This is a genomic window from Arthrobacter sp. JCM 19049 (assembly GCF_001310435.1).
The window spans coordinates 1-2,935 of the sequence record NZ_BAXF01000271.1; the positions used below are offsets into that span (position 1 = coordinate 1).

The 2,935-nt window shown below is 66.2% G+C and carries 5 protein-coding genes and 1 pseudogene; 4 read left to right on the plus strand and 2 right to left on the minus strand.

Features of this window, described 5'->3' with window-relative positions:
* Both JCM19049_RS10775 and JCM19049_RS10780 read left to right on the plus strand, forming a co-directional pair.
* Positions 1-215: HPr family phosphocarrier protein (locus tag JCM19049_RS10775; RefSeq protein WP_054821591.1), on the plus strand; the 215-nt coding region annotated here is incomplete at its 5' end.
* 138 nt (positions 216-353) lie between these two features.
* The gene (locus JCM19049_RS10780; RefSeq protein ID WP_054821592.1) at positions 354-1,103 is read left to right on the plus strand and encodes a polysaccharide deacetylase family protein; all 750 of its coding nucleotides are present in this window, start codon (positions 354-356) and stop codon (positions 1,101-1,103) included.
* Positions 1,104-1,110: 7 nt separating this feature from the next.
* On the opposite strand, the gene JCM19049_RS10785 is transcribed toward JCM19049_RS10780, so the two are convergent.
* Positions 1,111-1,542, minus strand: a complete 432-nt coding sequence (locus JCM19049_RS10785) for an SRPBCC family protein (protein ID WP_054821593.1) — start codon at positions 1,540-1,542, stop codon at positions 1,111-1,113.
* Positions 1,543-1,783: 241 nt separating this feature from the next.
* Between JCM19049_RS10785 and JCM19049_RS20275 the strand changes: the two genes are divergently transcribed.
* Complete coding sequence (locus JCM19049_RS20275; RefSeq protein WP_279402986.1) at positions 1,784-1,960, plus strand: hypothetical protein; 177 nt, start codon at positions 1,784-1,786, stop codon at positions 1,958-1,960.
* A 198-nt stretch (positions 1,961-2,158) separates the two neighbouring features.
* Here the strand turns inward: JCM19049_RS20275 and JCM19049_RS20280 are convergent, their stop codons facing one another.
* Positions 2,159-2,320 (minus strand): hypothetical protein, encoded by a 162-nt coding sequence (locus tag JCM19049_RS20280; RefSeq protein ID WP_279402987.1) that lies wholly within the window; start codon positions 2,318-2,320, stop codon positions 2,159-2,161.
* Between JCM19049_RS20280 and JCM19049_RS10795 the strand changes: the two are divergent.
* Positions 2,314-2,935, plus strand: a pseudogene (locus JCM19049_RS10795) (flavodoxin family protein); the annotation flags it as partial. The gene JCM19049_RS20280 and the pseudogene JCM19049_RS10795 overlap by 7 nt on opposite strands.

Sequence of the window (2,935 nt, forward strand, 5' to 3'; positions counted from 1 at the left end):
TCGCCGAGGCCGCCGCCGAGCAGCCCGTCGAGGTCACCATCGCCCTGGAGGGCGAACCCATCGAGGAGGCGCTGGACGCCTCCAGCATCCTGTCCCTGATGGGCCTGGGCGCCGAACACGGAACCCGGGTGGTGCTGCGGGCCGAAGGCGAAGGTGCCGAACAGGCGCTGGAAACACTGGCCGCAGTACTGGAAACCGACCACGACGCCCAGTAGGGGCCCGCGCCGCCGGCCCCAGCGGTACGGCACAGATCACCCTGTGAAATCGCCACGCGGTGCGCGTGGCGATTTCACTTTGTCCCGGGTCCGGAGCACAGTGGAAGGATGCGTTTGTTCAACCGTCGGCGGCACCGGATGGTGGCCGCCGCCCTGCTGCTGCCGCTGCTGGCCGGGTGCGCAAGCCCCGGATCCGATCAGGAGCCGGCCCCGCAGGAGCAGGCGCCGCAGCAGGTGGACTGCCAGCAGATGGCCTGCGTCGCGTTGACCTTCGATGACGGTCCGGGAGAGTACACCGACCGGCTGCTTGATGAACTGGGCGAAGCCCAAGCCCCGGCCACGTTCTTCGTGCTGGGAAAGAATGTGGGGCACTACCCGCAGGCGCTGCAGCGCATGGTGGCGGAGGGCCACCAGATCGGTTCGCACAGCTATGACCACAAGGACATCACCAAGCTGACCCGCGAGGGAATCGAGCATGAGGTGCAGTGGACCGATGAGGCCGTCCAGCAGGCCGCCGGGGTGACGCCCGAGGTGTTCCGTCCGCCGTACGGCGCCAACGGGGTGGTCTACAACCGGCTGATTCCCACCCCCTTGCTGTTGTGGGACGTGGACACGCTGGACTGGAAGCACCACGACCCGAAGAAAACCGTGAAGATCGCCATGCAGGAGGTCAGCCCGGGGTCGGTAATCCTGATGCACGATATCCACGAGACCTCGGTGGACGCGGTGCCCGAGCTGGTGCAGCAACTGCGCGAGGCCGGGTACACCCTGGTGACCGTGCAGGACCTGTTCGCCCACACGGAGTTCGAGCCCGGGAGCGTCTACACAAAGCTGAAGACCCCGGCCAGCGCCGGGCCCTCCCCCAGCGCCCCGGCCGATTCCCAGTAATCGCCGGTCAGGGGGCCTGCTGCGCGTACTGCTTCAGGCGCGCCAGCATCGTTTCGTCGCTGGCCCGCACCTGTTCGGCAAAGCGCTCGCATTCCTGGACCGTCAGGTCCGGGTCGATGATCATCACCTGCAGGATCACCCGGGTGTCGGCGCCCAGCGCGGTGAGGTCAAAACGGTAGGACAGCGCGTCGGTATCCTCCGAGGAGTGCAGGACCAGGGTGTTGGGCTCCACCAGGTCGTGGATGACGAACTGCCGTAAACGGCCCGCCACCTGGTAATCCAGCAGGGTGCCCACCCGCGGCGGGTCCTGGCTGGCGTCCATGTAGCTCACCTGCGGCATCCACAGGTTCGCCGACCCCCAGTCGGTCAGCAGCTCCCAGACGCGGTGCACCGGCAGGTGGATGGTTTCCACGCTTTCGAACACAGTGAACTGACTCATACGCGAATCGTGCCATGGGTGGCCCGGAATGTGAATAGCTCCACGGACCGGGGGCGGGAGCCGGTGGGGCCCGGCTACCAGCCTCTTCGTCGTCCGCCTCGGAAATCCCCAGCTCCGGTTCCTGTTCCGCGTCAAAGGTGTGCCACGCTTCGGTGAAGTCGGCAATCGCGTCCAACTCGTCCAGCTGGTCGGAGTCCAGCACTTCCTGGGCCTCGGGCAGGTTCAGGATGGTGCTCACTGCATGGAACGGGTGGCGTTCGAAGAAGTCCAGGGGCGTGACCTCCGGGTTGAAGGTCAGGTCCTCGGTCTGGGCGAACAGGTCGATATAGCGCTCCACCGCGGATTCCAGCCGGGTCAGGTTGATGCCGGTCAGGGATTCGTTGTAGATCTCAGCAGTGGCATCAGCACTGCTCAATGAGCTCCTCGCTCATCTGTGCCATTGTTCTCCGCCTCGGGGTCGCTGTGGTGGTTCGTAGCAATTCATCTTATGACGCACAGCCGGAGCTGTCATGCCGATTCTCCGTGATCTATCTCCACCCCCGGCCACGATGGCGGGCAGGGAATTTGCCGTGGCGCGACCCGGCGAGCACGCCGGAACGAACCCGGTTTTTCCAGGTCAGATCGCGCCAGGCAGGGACTTGGGGTGTGCACCGAGGGCCCGGGCACGACCGGAGGCGCTGCCCAACCGGCTGGCAAGAGCCAAAACTTGGCGGTAGCTGGCGATCTGCTGGCGACCGTGGCCAGGGTGCAGCGCCTCGCGCAGACTGGGGCATGACACCTACACCGCTCAAGGCCCTCATCCTGGTCTGCACGCTCACCCCTCCCCGAAGCCTCCAGCAGTGACCTGCTGGCCCGGCAGGTCGCCGAGGAATTGAAAAAGCACCACGTCGAAAGCCAGCTGCTGCGGGTGGTCGACCACGACGTCAAACCCGGGGTGCTCACCGACATGGGCCAGGTGACGCCTGGCCGCAGATCCGCAAGACCATGCTGGAATCAGACATCCTGGTGATGGCCACCCCCATCTGGGTGGGCCACCCGGCCAGCCCGGCGCAGCGCGTCCTGGAACGACTGGACGCCGAGTTGTCGGAAACCGATGAGAAGGGGCGCCCAATTCTCTTTGACCGCGTCGCCCTGGTTGCAGTGGTGGGCAACGAGGACGGTGCCCACCATGTGGTGGCGGAGCTTTCCCAGGGGCTGGCCGAGGTGGGCTTCAGCCTTCCGGCGCAGGGCTCCACCTATTGGGTGGGCGAGGCCATGCACACCGTGGACTACCAGGATCTGGAACAGACCCCGGAGGTGACCGCGAACGCCACCTCCATCGCGGTGCGCAACACCGCGCACCTGGCCCGGCTGCTGCGGCAGAACCCGTACCCGCGCCCCGCAGGATTAGCGG

Coding starts and splice junctions, on each gene's coding strand:
- JCM19049_RS10785 (WP_054821593.1), bottom strand. CDS start 1,542: ATGAGTCAGTTCACTGTGTTCGAAAGCGTGGAAACCATCCACCTGCCG.
- JCM19049_RS10780 (WP_054821592.1), top strand. CDS start 354: ATGGTGGCCGCCGCCCTGCTGCTGCCGCTGCTGGCCGGGTGCGCAAGC.
- JCM19049_RS20275 (WP_279402986.1), top strand. CDS start 1,784: ATGGAACGGGTGGCGTTCGAAGAAGTCCAGGGGCGTGACCTCCGGGTT.